This is a genomic window from Stenotrophomonas sp. Steno-Z1, from assembly GCF_056393175.1.
Genome location: NZ_JBWJPB010000001.1, coordinates 185695 through 206428 on the forward strand (window position 1 = coordinate 185695; position 20734 = coordinate 206428).

Genomic DNA, 20734 nt, shown 5'->3' on the forward strand with positions numbered 1-20734 from the left:
ATCAGACCACCGAAGCGAGTTTGAAGATGGGCAGGTACATGCCGATCACCATGCCGCCGACGATGGTACCAATAACCACCATCACGATCGGTTCCAGCAGGCTGCTCAGCGCGTCCACCGCGTTGTTCACTTCCTGCTCGTAGTACTCGGCCACCTTGAACAGCATGGCGTCCAGCGCGCCGGCCTCTTCGCCGATGCCGGTCATCTGGATGACCATGTGCGGGAACAGGTTGGTCTGCTTCATGGCCATATTGACCGGGTAGCCCACCGACACGTCGTCGCGCATGCGCAGCACGGCTTCCTCATACACCATGTTGCCGGTTGCGCCGGCCACGATGCTCAGGGCCTCCACCAGCGGGACACCCGCCTTGAAGGTCACCGCCGTGGTCCGGGCGAAGCGGGCGATGGCACTGTTGTGCATCAGCTGGCCGATCACCGGTACCTTCAGGATCAGCCGGTCCAGCGTGTGCTGCATCGTCGGCGAGCGCTTGTAGGCGGCGAGGAAGCCGAACACGCTGCCGACCAGGACGATCAGGATCGGCAGCCACCAGGACACCATGAACCGGGACAGGTTCACGATCATCTGGGTGAAGGCAGGCAGCTCGGCGCCGAAGCCCTTGAACACGTCCTCGAACTGCGGCACCACCCAGACCAGCAGGATGCCGCTGACCAGCATGGCCACGGCCATGACCATGATCGGGTAGAACAGGGCCTTCTTGATCTTGCCCTTGAGCGCTTCGATGTTCTCTTTGTAGTTGGCCACCGTGTCCAGCACGGTTTCCAGCACACCGGCGCCTTCACCGGCCTTGACCAGGTTGCGGTACAGCTCGTCGAACTGGACCGGGTGCCGGCTGATCGCCTCATACAGCGAGGAGCCGCCCTCGATGTCGGTGCGGATGGTGTCCACCATCTTCTTCATGCGCGGGTTCTTGTGCCCACTGCCGATGATGTCCAGCGCGCCCACGATGGGCACGCCCGACTTCATCATGGTCGCCATCTGGCGGCTGAAGAAGGCGATGTCCTTGGCGCTGATCTTGGCCCCGGCCGCGCCGAACAGCGGCTTGGGCTTGGGCTTGACCACGGTGGGCGTGATGCCCATCCGGCGCAGCTCCGCGCGCAGCAGGTTCATGTTCTTGGCGGGCTGTTCGCCCTTCATCTTCACGCCCCGCTTGTCGGTCCCCTCCCAGACAAACGGCTGCAACTCCATGGTGCTGCGCGCCACGGGCTCTTTCTTGACTGCACTACGGCTGACAGACATACAGGCTCCCCAGCCACGCCATCCCCAGGCGGGCTATCTGCGCCGCATGTTAGCCGGTTCCGGGGCGCTGTGGCATCCCCAGTTCGGGACGAAGCGTGACCGGGATCCGGGACCCCCACGGTCACAAGGTGACGCAACACGTCACATTGCCGGATTGGTCGCAGATTTCCGTGAAGGGGGTTCCAATCCTGAAGATTGCTGCCATCATTGCGCCGGGGAATGCTGGGGAGCATTGCTGATCACGTTGGCACGCAACCTGCTTTGATCCACCCGCACGGGCGCCAGCCTCGCTCACCGGTCCGCCGGCCCAGGCTTCGACCCAGTGTTCATTTTTTTCCTACCTCTAGGGGATGTACTCATGAAGAAGCAGCAGGGCTTTACCCTGATCGAACTGATGATCGTTGTCGCGATCATCGCCATCCTGGCCGCCATCGCACTGCCGGCTTACCAGAACTACGTCGCCAAGTCGCAGGTCACTGCCGGTCTGGCCGACATCCGTGGCGGCGTGACCGCGTTCGAAGAAGGCATCCAGTCGGGCACCAAGACCGGCGCTGCGACCGTCGCCGACCTGGGCCTGGCCTCCAGCACCCCGCGTTGCGGCATTGCGCCGTCGGGCAACTGGGAAGCCACCTCGGGCCAGAAGATCACCTGCACCCTGAAGGGCAACCCGAAGGTTGCTGGCAAGACCATCGAGCTGGAGCGCAATGGCTCGGGCGCGTGGAACTGCACCGCCGCCACCGAACTGGAAGACTACAAGCCGGCTGGCTGCTAATTCCCAGCGCCAGGCGTATTTGAGGGAAGGGGGCGGTTTCGCCCCCTTTTCTTTTGAAGGGCAACCGAACAGCATCCTATGGGGGGACGCCATGCGTGGGGAGCGTGGTTTTACGTTGATCGAGTTGATGATCGTGGTCGCGATCATCGCGATCCTGGCAGCCATCGCGCTGCCGGCTTATCAGAATTACGTGGCCAAGTCGCAGTTGACGGCGGGCCTGGCCGAAGTGACCGGCGGCCGCACCATGTTCGAGTCGCAGGTGCTGGCCAACAACGTCACCACCTTCAATCTGGCCGACATCGGTCTGCCCAGCAGCACCGCGCGTTGCCGGCTGAGCATGTTGTCCACCGATGAGGGGTACATCCGGTGCACGCTGCGCGGCAGTCCGACCGTGGCCAACAAGACCATCGAGATCGCGCGCAGCCAGTCGGGCGAATGGCGCTGCAAGGCCGACGGGTCGCTGGATGCAAAGCTGCTGCCCGCTGGCTGCAGTTGATCGATCGGACGTCGAGGGAGAAAAGCGTTGTTGAAGGGTGAGCACGCGGTGCGTCGTTGGCAACAGTGGGCTGGGTTGTCGCTGATTGGCCTTTTGGTACTGGCCATTTACTGGCCGGGACTCAGCGGAGCGTTCATCTTCGACGACTACAGCACGATCGTGGAAAACTCCCGGTTGCACGTGGCTACGCTGCAGCCGTCCTTGATCTGGCACGCGGCGACCTCCTTCGATCCGGGTGGAACGTTCGGAGCGCGCCCACTGGCCATGGCGACGTTGGCGATGAACCACGCCGTGGGAGGGTTGAACCCCTGGGGTTACAAGCTCGTGGGGTTGCTCATCCACGCGTGCAACACCGCGCTGGTATGGGTGCTGATCAATACGCTGCTCGCCGCGCCGGCAGCCACCGTTGTGCTGAAGGATCGTACCCGGCACGGTGCGGCGTTTGCGGTGGCGTTGCTTTGGGCCATCCATCCCATCCAGGTGTCCAGCGTCCTGTACGTGGTGCAGCGCATGGAGACGCTGGCCGCGACTTTCATGCTCGCGGCAATGATCTGCTACCTGCGCGGGCGTTTGTGCCAGATTCGATCCGGTTCGGGTTGGCCGTGGCTGTTGGCGACGGTCCTGTTGACTCTGATCGGGTTGCTGTCAAAAGAGACCGCCGTACTCGTGCCGGTGTACGCGCTGGCAATGGAGCTGACGGTCCTTCGATTTGCCGCATCCAACCCCTCGGTAGCGAGGAGGTGGCGTGGCCTCTACAGCGTGGCGGTGATCGGCGGTCTTGTCGTCTTCGTCGCGGTGGTGGTGCCCCATTACTGGTCCGATCACTACCTCGCACGCAACTTCGGTACCTGGGAGCGACTGCTGACCCAGCTGCGGGTACTGCCGATGTACCTGCTGCAGATCGTCCTGCCGACGCCAGGCAATCTCACGTTCTATTACGACAACGTCGTGCCCTCGCGCGGCATGTTGCAGCCGGTGTCCACGTTGCTGGGCGGCTTGCTGCTGTTGGGCCTGCTGGCTACCGCGATATGCACCCGTCGGCGCGCACCGTTGGTGGCACTGGGCATCCTGTGGTTTTTCGTATCGCACCTGCTCACCAGTAATGTCATTGCGCTGGAGCTGGCCTTCGAGCACCGGAACTATCTTGCCCTGCTCGGCGTGCTGCTGGTGGCCTGCGACCTGATCCTTCGCGCACCGGCGGCGGCGCGTCAGCGGGTGTTGCCGGCCGCTGTCCTGGCCATTCTGGTCGGGTCCGCTGGGTTGACCCTCATTCGATCGGCGACGTGGGGCGATCCCCTGCTGCTGGCGACCGAGCTGGTCGTGGAGAATCCGGGGTCGGCGCGCGCCAGTGCGGACCTGGGGGCCATGTATTTCGGGATGTCCGATGGCTATGCGAACTCGCCATTTATTGACATGGCCATCGGTGAGTTCGAACGTGGATCGCAACTTCCCGGCGCATCGATCATCAGTGACCAGGGCTTGATCCTGACGGCGGCACAGAGCGGGCGCGACGTGCCGTCGATCTGGTGGGATCGGCTGGTGTCCAAGGTCCAGACCGGAACGTTGAGCCCGGAGACCACGGGCGCTCTTTTCTCATTGCTGGAAAATCGCTACAAGGGCGTCGCGCTTGATGATCGGCGGCTGGCCGAGGCGTTCCGTGCACTGTTCAAGCGCACTACGCTTCCCCCTTACAGCTATGCCCAGGTGGGCGACTACGCGATGCTGCATGCGCACGACGAAGGGCTGGCCGATGAGATGTTCGTCCAGGCAATCGACAACAGTGTTGCCGATCCCGGGTACGCACGTAAGGTCATCGATGCCCTTAACCGCAAGGGATGGCACCGCCAGGCCGAGCTGGCGCACGCACGGGCGCGCGATCTGGGCCTGCTTGCCGAGCCTGTCGCAGCAGCGCCGGCAGGGGCAAAGTAAACCAAACGGCATTGCTGTCCGGGTTACCGGGGGCGCCGTTGGAGGCACATCGCCAGTAAATCTGCGGTATCGCCTGCCAGCGCCTGCCAGTCGCGTGCCGCTGTAGATGCCGCCTGCCCGTTCGCCGGTGCAGACAGTTGTTGCTGCAGCTTCTGCGCCAGATCGTGCGCGTCCCCGGGTCGATAGCGCTGCGATGGGGCGCCCAGGATCTCGTTGACATCGCCCACCCCGGCGGCAACGACGGGTACGCCACAGGCCAGGGCTTCGCTCAGTTTCAGCGGAAAGCAGTAGCGACCGAAGCTGGAGTCCCGGTTGCAGATGACCGCAACATCCAACGCGTTGACGAGCAGGGGAACCTCCCGCCAGTCCAGGATGCCCAGATCAATGATGCGCGGGTGCCTGTATCGGGAGGGCGTGCCATCGCGCGGTCCTGCGAAGGCCAGGTGGAGGGCAGGATCTGCCTCGGCGAGGAGTTGGAAAGCCTCGAACAGATCTTCGATGCCTCTGTCGGCCTGGATCGCACCGGCACAGCCGATGATCGTCGCGCCAGCAGGAAGTCCGAGCGCACGCCGGCAGTCGCTTCGATCGCGTGCATGGAACACCGCGCTGTTCACGCCGTTACCCACGATGGCGCAGGGTCCCGACGCGGGATAATGCTGTTGGACGTGGCGTGCGAGGGAGTGGCTGACAATGGTCAGTCCGCTCGCCGACCGACAGGCGTCCCGGTAGCGTCGTGAGATGCCCGGAAGGCGGCTCAGCCCGAAATGCTCGTAGTTGTCGTAGAGATCGATCACCACCGGTATGTGCAGGGTACGCCCGATCTCCACCGCCCAGATGGCATGAAGTGCGTCCGAGCTGGCCCAAAGGATATCGGGCTGGCAGTCCGCAATCACGCCAGCCACGGCGCGACGGGCGTGAAAGGGCCCCCACGGCATGGCGTTGGCCGATCGCCAGACCACCCCTGCCGGACTGACATGCCGTCCAAGGTGCGGCCGCGGACGATAGCTGGACGCGAGACCGTGCACGCGATGCCCGAGCCGGGCGAAGCCTTCAGGAATTTCATACAGGCGGCCATACTGATCGGACAGCAGGTCGCGCGCTGAGTATTGGCGTTTGCAGAGGACGAGTATATTCATCGATGCGTTCTGCGGCAGCGGAGCGGTTGGGGTTCTGGGGTGCCGGGGCCCTGCTGGCCAACTACAGTGTGACACGATCTGGGGAGAGAGAATTTGCGGCCGTTGCTACGACTCAGGGGGCTCGCGAACGCGTTGTCCAGCCAGCGCTTTCATCTTTTCCAGACCCTGATGCGACGCGTGTTCCGGCGTGCGCATGCCGTCGTGCAGGTGGACGATTTCGACGGCAATCTCACCCTCGATCTGGACCTGGCCGAGCATATGCAGCGGCGCATCTTCTGGATGGGCTATTACAACCTGCGCCTGGTCGCCCTGTTGAATCGCCTGCTTGCGCCGGGGATGGTGGTGGTGGATGTCGGGGCGAACATCGGGGAGGTCAGCCTGGTCTGTGCCAACCGGGTCGGCGTCAGCGGGCGCGTCATCGCCTTCGAGCCGGTGAAGGCGATTGCCGACGAGCTGGAGCGCAATATCCAGGTCAACGCCCTGCAGGGCGTGGTCGATCTGCGCCGGCAAGGGTTGGCCGATGTAGCCGGCGAGTTCGATATCTACGACTCCTGCGGACAGCACGACGGGGATGAATCGAACCGGGGGCTGGGCAGCCTGCATGGCGACCCGGGGTCGCACCAGGTGCTGGGTCGGATCCAGGTGGAGACGCTGGATCGGCTGGCGGCCACGCTCGCGCTGCAGCGGCTGGATTTCATGAAGGTCGATGTCGAGGGCGGAGAACTGGCCTGCCTGGCGGGTGCCCTGCAGACCGTCGCGCGCTTCCTTCCGGTGATTGCGGTTGAAGTCCATGAGCGGTCGGCGCAGATGGCGGGGTACCGCGGGCGCGACATCCTCGATCTACTGGCTCCCCTGGGGTATCAGTTTCTTCGCCTCGAGGCACGGGGTCGTCTCGTCCCCATCAGCGCCGACGCGCTGGGTGAGTACCAGGACGTCATCTGCGTGGCCGACCCGGCGACGCGGGCAGCGTTGACCGGCGCATGATTGCACTGCTGCTCAGTCGGGTCGAGGCGGGCGGGCTCGAGCGCGTGCAGTTCAATCTCGCCCGCGCCCTTGCAGATCGCGGGCACGCGGTGCAGATCGTTGCCGGTCGCCTGCTGGTTCCGGCCACCAGCGTGGACGAGGTGCACTGCATCGCGCCACGGGGCGCAGGGCAGTTCCTGTGGCGACTGCCTGGCTGGATCAGGCAAAACCGTCCTTCGGTCATAGTGACGACGTCCAACGACGTCGCCGTCTGGCTGCTGTTGCTGCGACGCTGGCTGGGCGCGGATACGGCGGTGGTTGTTACCCAGCATCTGGCCATCTCCGGGCCTCGCTTGGCATCGCGGGGGCTGCGTCGGTTGAAGCTGGCCGGCATACGTTGGGCAATGACGCGCCTGCTGCCGTCGGCGGATGCGATCGTGGCCGTGTCGGCTGCCGTTGCGGCCGACATGCGCGCCGAGCTTGGCCTGGATGGCGTGCCGATCGAGGTGATCCACAACCCGATCGTCGGGGTTGCCGGCCGTGCGGCCGCCGATCTGCCTTGCCCGAAGGCATGGCCGTTCCCGCACGATGGTGTGCCGGTGCTGGTCTTCGTCGGACGACTCGCGCCGGAGAAGCGGTTGGACCTGCTGTTTGCGGCCTTCCTGCAGAGCAGGGCTGCACGGTCCGTCCGCCTGCTTGTACTGGGTACGGGCCCCATCGCCCGCGAGCTTGAGCAATGGCGCCGGCACGCGGGAGTGGAGCAGGACTGCGTGCTGCTGGGGCAGGTGCACGATGTGCTGCCGTGGATCGCCAACAGCGACGTCCTGGTGCTACCGTCCGACTACGAAGGCTTCGGCAACGTGTTGGTGGAGGCCATGCAGTGCGCGACGCAGATCGTGGCGACGGATTGCCCCAGCGGCCCGGCCGAGATACTCGATCACGGTCGATTCGGGCAATTGGTGCCAGTGGGCGACGCGCCTGCATTGGCGGTGGCACTCCAGCGCAGTCTGGACGGTTCCTTCCGGGTGGAGCGGAACGTGTTGCTTGCGCGTGCAGCGGAGTTCTCCATCGATCGTGCCGTGGATGCCTACACGCGAGTGTTCACCGCGGTGCAGTCACGCGCCGTGCCGCCTTCCCGGCGCTGAGCCACAACGTGGCCCACGCCGCCGAGGCCATGCCGATCTCCGCGCAGATCACCATCCAGATTGCTCCGGTCAGGCCGTAGCGCGGAATCAGCCATGCACTCAGGAGTGCCATCGCCAGCAGGCCCATGGCCTCGATCAGTGTCTTGCGCAGCTTGAAGCCGCGTCCCACCAGAACGTTGCACCCGATCTGGCGCAGGCTGTAGCCCAGCACGAACAATCCCATCCAGCGCAGGTCGGGCACGGCAGCGGCAAAGTCCGGTCCGAGCACGTGCGGCAGGAGAGCAGCTCCCCACCACAGCAGCGCTGCGACGATTCCGGTGTAGGCCGCCGCGGCGGCGGTCATGGCCAGCACCAGGCGTCGATGGCGTTCCGGATCCTGGTTTGCACGGAACAACCGTGGCATCGCCGACATCACCATCGCGTCCAGCGGCATGGCGGCGACCGCTGCGATCCGGTAGCAGGCGGCGTACAGGCCGGCCGTAGTGTCGCCACCGGTGCGCAGCACCAGCGATTTGTCGAAGGTCGTTACTGCGGTCGTCGAGGTCCAACTGGCCGCGTGGCCGGCACCATGCCGGAGGTCGCCAGGCTGCATCTGCCAGCGTTGCGGGCGTGGGGCGAGCAGGCGTTTCACCGCCAGCAGCGCGAAGGCGGCTCCGCCCAGCGATGCCAGCAGGTGCAGGAACAGGTAATGGTCGAGGCTATGCGCGATCGGCAGCACGCTGAACGCCACGATCGCGATCAGGCGCAGCAATGCACTCGCGGCCGGTAGCGCGGCGGCCCAGCCCATGCGTTCATGGGCTGCAAACGCGAAGGCGGCGTTGGTGACGTAGGGGAAGGCCAGGATTTCCGAGGCAGCGATGAGGCTGATGCCAGTCAGGGAGATCGACGCGCTGCCCAGCACCGCAGGGAACAACAGCAACGCCAGCGGCAGCGATGTGAATGCACACAGCACCCAGGTCTGTTTCCAATACGGCGAAAACCGCGAAGCATCCGACGCGCTGTATTGATACATCAACATACCGCTGCCGAGGCCGACCAATCCTGCCAATGCCGATGCGGTGCCGGCAATGCCGGAAAAGATGCCGTAGTCCTGAGCACCCAGCCCGCGGGCGGCCACCACGATCCACGCCGCCAGGCATACCAGGCGGACCCCTTGCCACACCATCACCTGCAGCGATGTGCGGGCCAACGAGCCAATGGGCAGGCGCCACTTCATGGGGTGTCCGAGGTCTGCGGCCTGCGTTCGGCCACCATCAGCGCCTCCAACCGGGCCGAGTACCCTGCAGCCACCGCGGCGTGATCAAAGCGCCGCAGCAACGAGGGTCGCAACTGCTGCACCCAGGCGTGTGCCGCCGATGGGTCGTCGAGCAAGGCGTTGATCTGTGCCGCCAGCGAGTCGGCATCACCGGGCTCGGCCAGGTACGGCGGCCACGGGCCGTCCTGCAACTCGCGAATGGCGGGCAGCCGGGTGGTCACCACCGGGCAACCGCAACCGAGCGCCTCGACCATCACCAGCCCCAGGCCTTCCTGATCCCCCGAGCGCGCCTGCACGAAGGGGGTGATCAACATACTGCTGCGCCGATACAGATCGGGCAGCGCGTCCTGCGAGAGAGCGCCAAGGAAACGCACGTGCGCCTGCAGTCCGAGCCTCTCGACCTGTTGCTGGCACGCCACCAGCTCCGGGCCGAAGCCGGCAATGCTGAGCGTGGCGTGGGGATGGCGTTCAAGCACGCGCGGCAGCGCGTCCAGCAGGTGGGTCAGTCCCTTCTTTTCCACCAGGCGCCCGACAAAGAGCAACTGGTGGTCCGCGCGCTGCGTCCGCGCATCGGGCGTGAAGCGATGCTGCAGGTCGACCCCCATGGGGGCGACAGCCAGCGACGCCGGGTCTGCGCCGAGCGCCAGCATCGGCTCGCGCATGGCGTTGCTGACCACCGAGCTGGCCTGCATCCGGCGCATGGCCAGTCGTTTCAGCCCCATGGGCAGCCGACCACGCAGGGCGAACAGGTCGGCACCGTGGGACGTCACCAGGGTCGGCGGCGTGCGGGTGCCAACCGTCTGCAACAGCGCCACCATCAAGGCCTGGGGAAGGATCCAGTGCGCGTGGATCACATCCGGTCGCAGCGTGCGGAGCAGCTGGCGCAGGGACCACAGCTGACCCAGCAGGAAGCCGGGCAACAACAGCGCGGTCCATGGACGATGGCGCAGGTTGCCGACGATGCCTCCGTCGTTGACCAGGCGCTCCCAGCGGGCCGGCGCATAGCGGTAGCGGATGACATCCACCCCCTCCATGCGCTCGCGCGGCAGTGCGCCGCTGGCATGCGGGCATAGCACGGTGACCTCGAAACGGGCGGCCAGGCGCCGGCTCAACTCATGCACAAAGCCTGGCTCGGGGTCGCCGTGCCAGCGCGGATAGGTCGAGGCCAGCACCAGCAGGCGGGGGCGAGGCTTGGCTGCATCGGCGGCAACCGTCCCACTCACTCCGCGTCCCGCCCGTCCCGCGCTGCCAGGTAGGTCAGCCCGGTGATCTGCTCGGAGATCAGCCCGATCAGGAAGATGATCACCGAGGCGCTGAACAGCAGGGTGCTCATGTTGGTGAAGCGGTGCATGGTGGCGAAGGTGTAGCCGTAATAGCCCAGGCCGAGCAGGAAGAAGCCCACCGCGATCGGCGCGAACAGCTTCAGCGGCGAGTACAGGGTGGCGATCTTGAAGATGATCAGCAGGAAGCGGATGCCGTCCTTGATCGGACGGATGTGGCTGCCGTTGCCCACGCGCCTGGCGACCGGGATCGGCACGTAGGCGACCGGGTAGGCGCTGCGGAAGAACGCCATGGTGCTGGTGGTGGGGTAGCTGAAGCCGTTCGGCAGCAGGTGCAGGAACTCGCGGAAGCGCCGGGCACGGGCGGCGCGGAACCCGGAGGTGAGGTCCAGAATCCTGAACCCGGTCATGCGGCTGGCCAGCCAGTTGTAGAAGCGGTTGGCCAGGCCACGGTGGACGCTGGCCTGGCCGCTGCTGTCGCGGGCGCCCACGACCATGTCGTAGCCCTCGGCAAGCCTGCCCAGCAGGGTCTGGATGTGGGCCGGGTCGTGCTGGCCGTCGGCGTCCATGAACACCAGGATCTCGCCGCTGGCGGCGCGGGCGCCGCGCTTGATGGCAGCGCCGTTGCCCATCGAGTACGGGCTGGACAGGACCACGGCGCCATGGCGGCGGCCAATCTCGGCGGTGCTGTCGGTGGAGCCGTCGTCGACCACGATCAGCTCGGCGTGCGGATACAGTTGACGCAATGCCGGCAAGGTGCGGAGCAGGCCTTCTGCTTCGTTCTTGGCGGGCAGGATGATGCTGATGCTTTTCACGTTGTTTCCCCGGTTTCCCCGCGCCAATGTTACCCCGGCACCCCCGTCGCCGGGGGCCGTCGAACGGGTCGGAACGCAGGATCGGAGCAGGCGCGGGACCCCGTCCCATCCCGCAATGCAGTAATCTTCCGCCTATGACATGGGGAGCCTGCATCCAATGAACGCCGTGGTTACTGCCAATCTCGTCGGGATCACCGGCATCGCCCGCCGCCTGGTCCAGGATGGCGCGCTGGACGAAGCCACCGCGCGCGATGCGATGGCCAAGGCCAGCGCGGCCAAGCAGCCGTTGCCGCAGTACTTCGCCGAGAAGAAGCTGGTCACCGCCGCGCAACTGGCCGCCGCCAACGCGCTGGAGTTCGGCATGCCGCTGCTGGACGTATCGGTGTTCGACAGCGCGCAGAATGCGATCAGCCTGGTCAGCGAGGAGTTGCTGCGCAAGCATCACGTCCTGCCGCTGTTCAGGCGTGGCGGCAAGCTGTTCGTGGGCACCAGCGATCCGACCCATTCGCTGGACGAGATCAAGTTCCACACCAACCTGGTGGTCGAGCCGATCCTGGTCGACGAGGAGCAGATCAAGCGCACCCTGGAGCAGTGGCAGTCCCGGCACGACACCCTGGGCGCGTCGCTGGGCGGCGACGACGAGGGCATGGGCGACCTGGATGTGTCCGGCGGCGATGAAGACGGCGCGTCCGGCGACACCGGCCACGATGCCAAGGGCGACGACACCCCGGTGGTGAAGTTCGTCAACAAGGTGCTGGTCGATGCGATCCGCAAAGGCGCCTCGGACATCCATTTCGAGCCCTACGAAGACGATTACCGGGTGCGTTTCCGCATCGACGGCCTGCTCAAGAACGTGGCCAAGGCCCCGGTCAAGCTCAACCAGCGCATCGCCGCGCGCCTGAAGGTGATGTCGCAGCTGGACATCGCCGAAAAGCGGGTGCCGCAGGATGGGCGCATCAAGCTCAACCTGTCCAAGACCAAGCAGATCGACTTCCGCGTCAGTACCTTGCCGACCCTGTTCGGCGAGAAGATCGTGCTGCGTATCCTGGACGGCAGCGCGGCCAAGCTGGGCATCGACAAGCTGGGTTACGAGACCGAGCAGCAGCGGCTGTTCCTGGACGCCATCCACAAGCCGTACGGCATGGTGCTGGTGACCGGGCCGACCGGTTCGGGCAAGACCGTGTCGCTGTATACCGCGCTGGGCATCCTCAACGATGAAACGCGCAACATCTCCACCGCCGAGGATCCGGTGGAAATCCGCCTGCCCGGCGTCAACCAGGTGCAGCAGAACGTCAAGCGCGGTATGACGTTCGCCGCGGCGTTGCGCTCGTTCCTGCGACAGGACCCGGACATCATCATGGTCGGCGAAATCCGCGACCTGGAGACGGCGGAAATCGCGATCAAGGCGGCCCAGACCGGCCACATGGTGCTGTCCACGCTGCATACCAACGATGCGCCGCAGACCATCGCGCGCCTGATGAACATGGGCATCGCCCCGTTCAACATCACCAGCTCGGTGACCCTGGTGATCGCCCAGCGCCTGGCGCGCCGGTTGTGCAGCAACTGCAAGCGTTCGATCGACCTGCCCGCCAACGCTCTGCTGGCCGAGGGCTTCACCCAGGCGCAGATCGACGCGGGCATCCGGCTGTATGAGCCGGTGGGCTGCGAGGAATGCACCGAGGGCTACAAGGGCCGTACCGGTATCTACCAGGTGATGCCGATGAGCGAGGAAATTTCGGTGATCGTTCTGGCGGGCGGCAATGCCATCCAGATCGCCGAAGCCGCGCAGCGGGCCGGCGTGCCCGACCTGCGCCAGTCGGCGCTGATCAAGGCCGCCGCCGGTACCACCAGCCTGGCCGAGATCAACCGCGTCACCAAGGATTGAGCGACGGCGCTGCTTGAACGGACAAGGCCCGCGGATGCGGGCCTTGTCGTTCTGGTTCCTGGTGCAGCCCTGCAGGGCGTGGCGCTGGCGGAAAGGGTGACCCTCAATCCATCCCGAGCTTTTTCAGCTTGTAGCGCAGCGCCCGGAACGTAATCCCCAGCTGCGCCGCCGTCCGCGTCTTGTTCCAGCGGTTCTCCTCCAGGGCCTTCTGGATCGCGGTGCGCTCCATCTGCTCGATGTAGGAGGGCAGGGCACCGTTGCCGGCCGGCAGGTCCACTACCGCTTCTTCCTGCACGGCGGCGGCACCGCCGTGGCGCGCGCTGCCTGGCTGCGGCAGGCGCAGGTCGCTGGCACCGATGCTGTCCGCCTCGGCCAGGGCCAGGGCGCGCTCGAGGATGTTCTCCAGCTCGCGCACGTTGCCCGGGAAGTGGTACTGGGCCAGGGCATCCAGCGCCGAGGGCGCCAGCAGCGGGGTGGCGCGTTCGTGGGTGCGGGCCAGCCGCGCCAGGATCGATGCGGCCAGCTGCGGCAGGTCGCTGCGGCGTTCGCGCAGGGGCGGCACACGCAGTTCGATCACATTGATGCGGTAGTACAGGTCGTGGCGGAAACGGCCGTCCTCGACCAACTCGCCCAGGTCCTTGTGCGTGGCCGAGAGGATGCGGACGTCGACCGGCACCTCGGTGGCCGAGCCGACCGGGCGGATCGATTTCTCCTGTATCGCCCGCAGCAGCTTCACCTGCATCTGCAGGGGCAGTTCGGCGACCTCGTCCAGGAACAGAGTGCCGCCGTGCGCGGCCTGGAACAGGCCGGGCTTGTCGGCGTGGGCGCCGCTGAAGCTGCCCTTCTTGTGCCCGAAGAACTCGCTTTCCATCAATTCGGACGGAATCGCACCGCAGTTGACCGGCACGAACGGGCCGGCGGTACGCGCGCTCTGCGCATGGATGGTGCGTGCGACCAGCTCCTTGCCAACGCCGGATTCCCCGAGGATGTAGACCGGGGCCTGGCTGCGCGAGACCTTGGCGATCGTGCTGCGCAGGCCATCCATCGCCGGCGAGTCCCCGAGCAGGCGCGCGGCCTGCTCGCTGGCCAGCGCGGGCGGGACCACCCGTTCGCTGTTGTTGAGCTCCAGGGCGTGCTTGACCAGCCCGCGCAGCACGGCGATGTCGACCGGCTTGCTGACGAAATCGAAGGCGCCGGCCTTCAGCGCCTCCACGGCCAGGTCCATGCTGCCGAAGGCGGTGATCATCGCCACCGGCGTGCGTGGGTAGTGCTGGGCGATCTCGGTGACCAGCTCGATGCCGTTGCCGTCGGGCAGGCGCATGTCGGTGATGCACAGGTCGTACGGGTTGCTGGCCAGCAGCTCGCGGGCTTCGGCGAGATTGGCTGCGGTGCTGATGCGCAGGCCCATGCGGCCCAGGGTCAGTACCAGCAGTTCGCGGATGTCACGTTCGTCGTCGACGACGAGGGCGCTGCGGTTTTCGTTCATATGGGGGAAAGATAGCCGAGGGCGGTTGAATCCGACAAATGTTTGACGGTGGGCGATGGGGGCGTGCCCCGGTTCATTGCGGCAGCATCGTATGCGGGCCGGACAGGACCAGCCGGAAGCAGGCGCCGCCGGCGGGCACCGACACGTACTCCAGGTTGGCCTGGTTGGCCCGGCACAGCTCGCGGGCGATATACAGGCCCAGGCCGGTGCCGTGCTCGGAGGTGGTGAAGAACGGGCGGAACAGCTGGCTGGCCACCGTCTCGGGGATGCCAGGCCCCCGGTCCATGACGTCGATGACCGCAGCGCGCTCCTGGCGCGCCACGCGCAGCCGCACCCGCGCCGGTTCCTGCCCGATCCGGCCGTACTTGAGTGCGTTGTGCACCAGCACGGTGAGGATCTGGTGGAGGTGGCGCGGGTCGATCAGGGCATGCACCGAGGTCTCGGTGATGATCGGCTCGACGCTGTCGGTTTCCAGGCTCAGGCCCTGCTTGTACTCCAGCACGAAGCGCCGCACGAAGGCCGCCAGGTCCAGGTTCTCCGGGTTGGCGCGCTCGCGCCGGGCCAGGCCGAGCACGCTTTCGACGATGCCGTTGGTGCGCTGGCACTGCTGGTGGATGATCTGCAGCAGGCGGCGGTCGGTATCGCCGATGCCGGTGGATTCCTCCAGCAACTGGGCGGCGTAGTTGATCGCCGCCAGCGGGTTGCGGATCTCGTGGGCCAGGCTGGCCGAAAAGCGTCCCATCGCCGACAGGGTCAACGATTCGGCGCGCCGCGAGACCACGCTGGAGTCGTCCAGGAACACCAGGGTCAGGTCGCTGCCGGCCAGCAGGCGGGCGAACCGGGGCTGCACTTCGGGCTGGTCGGGGGACAGCTGCAGCGGGGTTTCCTCGTTGGTCCAGCCATTGCGCCAGCGCTGCAGGCGCCGGCTCAGGTCCGGGGCGGCACTGCCCAGTTCCAGCTGCCCACTGCCGCCGTTGCCCTCGCCATCGCCGATCAGGGTGGAGGCGGCCTCGTTGGCCAGGGTGATGCGGTTGGCACCATCGACCACCAGCACCCCGGTGCGCATGCGCCGGATGATCAGTTCGTTGATCTCGAACAGGTTGGCGACCTCGTCGCCGCGCTGGTTGGCCAGTTGCTGGTTGCGACGGGCGCGGTTGCCGACTTGGTAGCTGACGAAGGCCAGGGCCAGGTAGCTGGTGATGAACATGGCCAGCTCGGCCAGGGTGCGGGTGGGGTCGCCGCCCTCGACCAGCTTCCACACGTATTCCCCGGCGGTGGCTGCGCTGGCAGTGAGGGCGATGCCCATGCCGAGCGTCAGCGGCAGCAGGGTGGCGGCAGCGGCGACGTTGAACAGCAGCGACATCGAGATGCCCGCGCTGGCGCCGGGCAGGGCATGCGCCAGCAGGGTGGCGGCGATGATGTCCACGGCCACGCCACCGACCACGATCGGGCGCAGCCAGCGTTCGTTGCGGCCCACGGCCAGGATCAGCAGCGACAGCACCAGATAGGCGCCGCTGACCCAGGCGGCCAGGCGTGGGTGGTCGGCGGCACCGACCAGTGCGCTCAGCGGGCTGAACAGCAGGGCGGCGATCACCGCGGCGATCAGTACCCGGTAGAGGGCGAAAAAGTACAGCTCCCGCCTCGGTATCGATTCGATGCGGTCGATCAATGAAGCACTGGGTGACACGCCGGAACTCCCCTTCTGGCTGCCCTGGTGGAGGCGGGCCATGCTCGGCTGCCTTCAACGGCCCGGGCCCGCTCCGTTGAAGGTCCAGTATAGGCAAGCCGCACTGCCGACGGGGCGGCCGGAAGGCCGGGCGTCGCGCATTTGACCCGCCACCCGGCCAGTGCCCCACCCAGGCCGGTGCCGCAACTGCCTGAATGACCGCGAAAAACCGCCGGGTGCCGGGCGGGGCGTCGCACGTCTTTGCGCCTGCGCGCCGGCTCGTCCACAATAGTGGGCCCGCCGCGGTCCGTACCGGCGCCCCGTGAGGGAGCCCTGGAGATGCGTGCGGTCGTTCCTATTCCCACGGTGACGCATGAATTTCCACGAATACCAGTCAAAACAACTGCTTGCCGAGTACGGCATTCCCGTTCCGGCCGGCAAGGTCGCGGCGACCCCGGATGAAGCAGTTGCAGCGGCCAACTCCCTGGGCCAGGGCCCCTGGATGGTCAAGGCGCAGATCCACGCGGGCGGCCGCGGCAAGGCTGGCGGCGTCAAGTTCTGCAAGACCACCGACGATGTGAAGGCCGCTGCGGCCAAGATGCTCGGCACCAAGATGGCCACCTACCAGACCGCCGGCGTCGAGCTGCCGGTCAACCTGGTGCTGGTGACCACCGCTGGCGAGATCGTCAAGGAACTGTACCTGTCGGTACTGGTCGACCGCGGCACCAAGACCATCACCTACATCGCCTCCTCGGAAGGCGGCGTGGAAATCGAGCAGGTCGCTGCTGAAACCCCGGAGCTGATCCACTCGCTCAACGTCGACTTCGTCGAAGGGGTGCAGGGTTACCACGGCCGTGATTTCGGCTTCAAGCTGGGCCTGACCGCCAAGCAGGCCGGCCAGTTCGCCAGCATCATGGTGAACCTGTACCGCCTGTTCAACGAAAAGGACCTGGCCCTGGTTGAAATCAACCCGCTGGCCATCCTGGACGACGGCAACCTGTACGCGCTGGACGGCAAGTTCGACAGCGACGACAACGCCGCGTTCCGTCAGAAGGCCCTGGTCGCCATGCGCGACAAGACCCAGGAAGACGAAACCGAAGTGACCGCTTCGGAGCTGGACATCAATTACGTCACCATGGACGGCAACATCGGCTGCATGGTCAACGGCGCCGGCCTGGCCATGGCCACCATGGACGTCATCAAGCTCAACGGCGGCGAGCCGGCGAACTTCCTGGACGTGGGCGGCGGTGCCAACAAGCAGCGCGTCATCGAAGCCTTCAAGCTGATCCTGTCCTCGGACAAGGTCGAAGGCATCTTCGTCAACATCTTCGGCGGCATCGTCCGCTGCGACATGATTGCCGAGGGCATCATCGCCGCGGTCAAGGAAGTGGGCGTCAAGGTTCCGGTCGTGGTGCGCCTGGAAGGCACCAACGTGGAAGAAGGCAAGCAGCTGCTGCGCGACAGCGGCATGGCCATCATCCCGGCCGACAACATCAACGACGGTGCCAAGAAGGTCGTCGAAGCTGTCAAGAACGCCGCCTAATTTTCCACGGCATCGGATCGCCGGCAGAAGCCTGACATGCCCCCTCGAGTCAAGGGGGCTGGCACTCCGCAACGCGGCGTGACGGGGCTTCTGGTGGCGTGCGGTACGGACATCGACCTGGTCGATGGCTCCTCCTCCGACGCCGGCCCAAATAATTTACGAAGGACTTCAAGACATGTCCGTTTTGATCAACAAGAACACCAAGGTGATCGTGCAGGGCTTCACCGGCCAGCAGGGTACCTTCCACGCCACTCAGATGATCGAGTACGGCACCCAGGTTGTTGGCGGCGTGACCCCCGGCAAGGGCGGCACCACCCACATCGATCTGCCGGTCTTCAACACCGTTGCCGACGCCGTGTCGGCCACCGGTGCTGACGCGTCGGTCATCTACGTGCCGCCGCCGTACGCGGCCGATGCGATCCTGGAAGCCGCGGCTGCCGGTATCAAGGTCATCGTGTGCATCACCGAAGGCATCCCGGTGCTGGACATGCTGCGCGTCAAGAACGTGCTGACCCGCGCGCATCCGGACACCGTGCTGGTCGGTCCGAACTGCCCCGGCGTGATCACCCCGGGCGAGTGCAAGATCGGCATCATGCCGGGCCACATCCACATGCCGGGCAAGATCGGCATCGTGTCGCGTTCGGGCACGCTGACCTATGAAGCGGTCAAGCAGACCACCGAAGTCGGCCTGGGTCAGTCGACCTGCATCGGCATCGGCGGCGACCCGATCAACGGCCTGAACTTCGTCGACTGCCTGAAGCTGTTCAACGAAGATCCGCAGACCCTGGGCATCATCATGGTCGGCGAAATCGGCGGCGACGCTGAAGAAGCCGGTGCGGAGTACATCAAGAACCACGTGAAGAAGCCGGTCGTCGGTTTCATCGCGGGCGCCTCGGCGCCGGCCGGCAAGCGCATGGGCCACGCCGGTGCGATCGCATCGGGCGGCAAGGGCACTGCCGAAGGCAAGTTCGCGGCGATGGAAGCCGCTGGCGTTGTCACCGTCCGTTCGCCGGGCGACCTGGGCGCGGCCATCGCCAAGCTGGTCAAGTAATTCGACCTGCCCTGCGATAGCATCGAAGGCCCGCACGTGTGCGGGCCTTTTTTGTGGGAGAAGGCCATTGATGGGGATCAGGTGATCTTTCGACGCGATATCGAAGGACTGCGCGGGCTTGCGGTCCTGTTGGTCGTCCTGGCCCACGCGGGAGTGGCCCAGCTTCCGGGCGGCTTCGTCGGTGTAGATGTCTTCTTCGTCATTTCGGGCTACTTGATCACCGGCTTGCTGGCTGGGCAACTGAAGCAGGACGGCCGGATCGACCTGTGGGTCTTCTATGGGCGGCGCGTGCGCCGATTGCTGCCTGCGTTCGCGTTGATGGTCACGGTGTCCGGCCTGGCCGCGATATGGCTGCTGCCAGCGGCTGCGTGGGGCCTGCAGGCCGACAGCGGGCGATGGGCGGCGTTGTGGTCATCCAACATCTACTTTGCCTCGGCAGAATTCGATTACTTCTCGCCGGGTGCTTCGGCAAGCCTGTTCCTGCATACCTGGTCGCTGGGTGTCGAAGAACAGTTCTATCTGGTCTGGCCATGGCTGTTATGGGGCGCATGGCGTTGGCGGGGGAGGACGGGGCTCGCGATAGCGTGCTGGATAGTCGCCATCGGCGGCTACCTGCTCGGCATGGCGGCGACGCAGGTGGCCTCCTGGCAGGCCTATTACCAGACGCCCTTCAGGCTGTGGCAACTGGCCGCAGGCGGCGCGATGTGTTTGACGTTCGGCGCGATACGCCTGCGATCGGGGCCATCGCGTGCGGCACGCACGGTGGGCGTGCTGATGCTGCTGGTCGCAGCCGTTCTGTTCGCGCCGGATCGCATCGTGTACCCGGGTGCATGGGCCGCCGTCCCCGTCGTGGGCACCGCGCTCCTCCTGCTGCAGGGTGATCGTGGCACGTCGGTTACGTGGCTGGAGCATCCTTCAGTACGTTTTCTTGGCCGCATCTCCTACAGTTGGTACCTCTGGCATTGGCCGTTGCTGGTTCTTTCCGCATCCTGCTTTGGCAAGTCCGTGGAAGTGGGGTTGATATCGGCTCTGGTATCGCTCTGCGTCGCCTGGGCGACGTGGCACCTGGTGGAACGACCGGCGCTGGCACTTCCCATCGGGGAGGGTCGGCGCTGGGTACTCGCCGGGTTGGGCGGTGCAGTCGTGCTGGCATTCGCAGGCCTGGGGTGGTCGCACGCGGCAGCGGTGCAACAGCCTGCCGGAACGGCGGCGCCGCATCCGCTGCTTCGGACGATCGCCATGCCGGCGCTGTATCAACGACGTGACTGCGATGAATGGTTTCGCGCCGATCGGGTGGTTCCCTGTACGCTGGTGGACCCACCCGGCGAACATCGCCCCACGGTAATGCTGGTGGGCGACAGCGTTGCCGCCCAGTGGTCTCCAGCGTTGGAGGACATTGCCCGGCGCGGGCAGTGGCACCTGGTCGTCCTGACCAAGTCATCGTGCCCGATGGTGGACCACCCCTTCATCTATCAGAGGATCAATCGCCGCTTCGTCGAGTGCGAACGGTGGCGCGACGGTGTCATTGCCTATCTTCGCCAGCATCCGGCCGACCTGCTTATCCTCGGGTCTACCGCGGACTATCCATTTTCACCGCAGGAATGGGAGACCGGCACGCGCAGTCTGCTGACGCGACTGCATGGGATGGCTGGCAGAACCCTCATTCTCGCGCCCACGCCGTTGTTGCCGTTCGATGGCCCACGGTGCGCGACATCGCGGGTGGGGCAATGGACCGACGCTGAACGTCAGTCGCGATGCAGCGTCGACCTCGACTCGGTCAGGGATCGGGTGATCGTCCAACGTCTGCAGGTCGCCGCGCGGGGCGCACGCGGTGTGCGGGTCCTCGATCTCAGCGATGCGGTCTGCCCGGGAGGACGGTGTCGGGCGGAGGACGGTGGAGCACTGATTTATCGGGATGGCCAGCATCTGAATGCCACCTACGTCCGCGGGCTCGGGCCTGAACTGGCCTCGCAGCCTGAGTTCCAGGCGTTGGGGAGGTGAAGGCCGGACGCGTTGGCCAGGTGCCAAGGCGGGTGACCCTCTATTCTGATCAG

General features: G+C 65.8%; 16 protein-coding genes. 9 read left to right on the forward strand and 7 right to left on the reverse strand.

The genetic code is table 11. The annotated features are described in order from the left end of the window. Position 1: 1 nt before the first annotated feature. On the reverse strand, positions 2-1258 hold the full coding sequence (locus AC06FD_RS00810; protein WP_259206431.1) for a type II secretion system F family protein: 1257 nt from the start codon (positions 1256-1258) through the stop codon (positions 2-4). Positions 1259-1616: 358 nt separating this feature from the next. Here AC06FD_RS00810 and AC06FD_RS00815 point away from each other — a divergent pair, with 358 nt between their 5' ends. From AC06FD_RS00815 to AC06FD_RS00825, 3 genes are all read left to right on the forward strand, one after another. Continuing rightward, the gene (locus AC06FD_RS00815) at positions 1617-2030 is read left to right on the forward strand and encodes a pilin (protein ID WP_394161220.1); all 414 of its coding nucleotides are present in this window, start codon (positions 1617-1619) and stop codon (positions 2028-2030) included. 91 nt (positions 2031-2121) lie between these two features. Then, positions 2122-2526 carry a pilin gene (locus AC06FD_RS00820; RefSeq protein WP_259206429.1) on the forward strand — a complete coding sequence of 135 codons (405 nt, stop codon included), beginning with the start codon at positions 2122-2124 and terminating at the stop codon, positions 2524-2526. A 27-nt stretch (positions 2527-2553) separates the two neighbouring features. Further along, positions 2554-4455: a hypothetical protein gene (locus tag AC06FD_RS00825; protein WP_478076759.1), complete on the forward strand. Its 1902-nt coding sequence runs from the start codon at positions 2554-2556 to the stop codon at positions 4453-4455. Positions 4456-4478: 23 nt separating this feature from the next. Here AC06FD_RS00825 and AC06FD_RS00830 read toward each other — a convergent pair whose 3' ends face one another. Continuing rightward, positions 4479-5591: a glycosyltransferase family 4 protein gene (locus AC06FD_RS00830; RefSeq protein WP_478076760.1), complete on the reverse strand. Its 1113-nt coding sequence runs from the start codon at positions 5589-5591 to the stop codon at positions 4479-4481. A 132-nt stretch (positions 5592-5723) separates the two neighbouring features. Here AC06FD_RS00830 and AC06FD_RS00835 point away from each other — a divergent pair, with 132 nt between their 5' ends. Then, positions 5724-6575 carry an FkbM family methyltransferase gene (locus AC06FD_RS00835; RefSeq protein WP_478076761.1) on the forward strand — a complete coding sequence of 284 codons (852 nt, stop codon included), beginning with the start codon at positions 5724-5726 and terminating at the stop codon, positions 6573-6575. After that, positions 6572-7699 carry a glycosyltransferase gene (locus AC06FD_RS00840; protein WP_478076762.1) on the forward strand — a complete coding sequence of 376 codons (1128 nt, stop codon included), beginning with the start codon at positions 6572-6574 and terminating at the stop codon, positions 7697-7699. The genes AC06FD_RS00835 and AC06FD_RS00840 overlap by 4 nt, the downstream gene beginning before the upstream one ends. On the opposite strand, the gene AC06FD_RS00845 is transcribed toward AC06FD_RS00840, so the two are convergent. The 3 genes from AC06FD_RS00845 to AC06FD_RS00855 all read right to left on the reverse strand — a co-directional run bounded on the left by AC06FD_RS00845 (position 7656) and on the right by AC06FD_RS00855 (position 11049). Then, positions 7656-8819, reverse strand: a complete 1164-nt coding sequence (locus AC06FD_RS00845; protein ID WP_478076763.1) for a lipopolysaccharide biosynthesis protein — start codon at positions 8817-8819, stop codon at positions 7656-7658. The genes AC06FD_RS00840 and AC06FD_RS00845 overlap by 44 nt on opposite strands. A 92-nt stretch (positions 8820-8911) precedes the next feature. Next, a complete protein-coding gene (locus AC06FD_RS00850; RefSeq protein ID WP_449334650.1) occupies positions 8912-10177 on the reverse strand; it encodes a glycosyltransferase family 4 protein in 1266 nt (421 codons plus the stop codon). Then, positions 10174-11049: a glycosyltransferase family 2 protein gene (locus AC06FD_RS00855; RefSeq protein ID WP_449334649.1), complete on the reverse strand. Its 876-nt coding sequence runs from the start codon at positions 11047-11049 to the stop codon at positions 10174-10176. The genes AC06FD_RS00850 and AC06FD_RS00855 overlap by 4 nt, the downstream gene beginning before the upstream one ends. A gap of 157 nt (positions 11050-11206) precedes the next feature. On the opposite strand from AC06FD_RS00855, the gene pilB reads away from it, so the two are divergent. Beyond that, entirely contained in the window at positions 11207-12934 is a 1728-nt protein-coding gene (gene pilB, locus AC06FD_RS00860) for a type IV-A pilus assembly ATPase PilB (RefSeq protein ID WP_259206419.1), read from the forward strand. A gap of 103 nt (positions 12935-13037) precedes the next feature. Here the strand turns inward: pilB and AC06FD_RS00865 are convergent, their stop codons facing one another. Then, a complete protein-coding gene (locus AC06FD_RS00865; RefSeq protein ID WP_259206418.1) occupies positions 13038-14420 on the reverse strand; it encodes a sigma-54-dependent transcriptional regulator in 1383 nt (460 codons plus the stop codon). Positions 14421-14493: 73 nt separating this feature from the next. Next, positions 14494-16107 (reverse strand): sensor histidine kinase, encoded by a 1614-nt coding sequence (locus AC06FD_RS00870; protein WP_259206526.1) that lies wholly within the window; start codon positions 16105-16107, stop codon positions 14494-14496. Positions 16108-16459: 352 nt separating this feature from the next. Here AC06FD_RS00870 and sucC point away from each other — a divergent pair, with 352 nt between their 5' ends. The 3 genes from sucC to AC06FD_RS00885 all read left to right on the forward strand — a co-directional run bounded on the left by sucC (position 16460) and on the right by AC06FD_RS00885 (position 20681). Then, positions 16460-17629 carry an ADP-forming succinate--CoA ligase subunit beta gene (gene sucC / locus AC06FD_RS00875; RefSeq protein WP_259206417.1) on the forward strand — a complete coding sequence of 390 codons (1170 nt, stop codon included), beginning with the start codon at positions 16460-16462 and terminating at the stop codon, positions 17627-17629. A 175-nt stretch (positions 17630-17804) separates the two neighbouring features. Beyond that, positions 17805-18680, forward strand: coding sequence for a succinate--CoA ligase subunit alpha (sucD, locus tag AC06FD_RS00880; protein WP_128097080.1), 876 nt, complete (start codon positions 17805-17807; stop codon positions 18678-18680). Between the two features lie 81 nt (positions 18681-18761). Next, positions 18762-20681: an acyltransferase family protein gene (locus AC06FD_RS00885; protein ID WP_478076764.1), complete on the forward strand. Its 1920-nt coding sequence runs from the start codon at positions 18762-18764 to the stop codon at positions 20679-20681. Positions 20682-20734: the final 53 nt, after the last annotated feature.